General features: G+C 55.3%; 3 protein-coding genes. 2 read left to right on the top strand and 1 reads right to left on the bottom strand.

The window, feature by feature from the left end:
* Positions 1-42: 42 nt before the first annotated feature.
* Together HMPREF3153_RS01045 and HMPREF3153_RS01040 are read left to right on the top strand one after the other, a co-directional pair.
* Positions 43-393 (top strand): hypothetical protein, encoded by a 351-nt coding sequence (locus tag HMPREF3153_RS01045; protein WP_070419787.1) that lies wholly within the window; start codon positions 43-45, stop codon positions 391-393.
* 24 nt (positions 394-417) lie between these two features.
* Complete coding sequence (locus tag HMPREF3153_RS01040) at positions 418-669, top strand: hypothetical protein (protein WP_070419786.1); 252 nt, start codon at positions 418-420, stop codon at positions 667-669.
* A 5-nt stretch (positions 670-674) separates the two neighbouring features.
* Here HMPREF3153_RS01040 and HMPREF3153_RS12810 read toward each other — a convergent pair.
* On the bottom strand, positions 675-893 hold a 219-nt coding region (locus HMPREF3153_RS12810), incomplete at its 5' end, for a hypothetical protein (RefSeq protein ID WP_210385537.1).

The following is an 893-nucleotide window of genomic DNA, read 5'->3' as shown; positions in this document are numbered from 1 at the left end:
CACACGCGGTAACACTCGACACCAACCGAAAGGACGCCAGACATGGCAACCACCCTAGGACTACTGATCCTCATCGCCGCCACCACACTCATCGTGCCCATCATCAACTACCTCAGCAACGCGGAAATGCGCCTGCGACAGCTACCCGCAGGCACTAGCCGCACCATCAAGGAGACCTACCGCCCACTGTTCGTGCTCGCCGCCGCCATAGCTATCCTGCTTCCACTCCTGGCCAATGTCGCCGTCTTTCCTCAAGAGGTAAAAGCAATCTTCATCCCCTCCGTAATCGCCCTTAGCGGATTGATTGTCACCCTGACACTTATGGCCATTGACACCGCCGCCCGCCTAGAACTGCGCACAACCCCGCAAGCCGCCTACACGCTAGTGGGATAACCTAGACCAAAAAGGAGAGTCCCTATGCCGAAGAAAACCTGGACAACGCCAATCCACGCCCTGCGCACCATTGTCGTCGACACCGACGAGGAAAACCCTGCCGTAGAAATCTACGCAGTAGAAGGCGCAACACTTGACGAACTGCAAGCCCGCGCCTACAGCCCGGCAGACGTAGAGCTAACTATTAAGGCCCTTACCGAAGCCAATAACTGCGCCCAGGTGCACTCCGACGAGCACGCCGACGTCGAAAACTGGCACGAGGACAACAGCATCTAGACCCCTTACGCATTGAGCCCCAGCCGCCCTGCGGTTGGGGCTTTTTGTATAGCAATAACACCTAGAACGCGCACTAGTGGGGGAGTAGGGGACTGTGTAATAAACAGCGTTACCAGGCGAATGTGTGCAACACCTGCTAAAGCATATGCTAAGACATATGTTTCGCCATATGTCTTGCCATATGTTAAAGCATATGTTAAACTAAAGGCACGCCGCACGGAAGA

The organism is Corynebacterium sp. HMSC06C06 (assembly GCF_001807295.1).
Classification (GTDB): domain Bacteria; phylum Actinomycetota; class Actinomycetes; order Mycobacteriales; family Mycobacteriaceae; genus Corynebacterium; species Corynebacterium striatum.
Note: the sequence above shows the minus strand (reverse complement) of the source record. Positions and strands in the feature narration are given on the sequence as shown.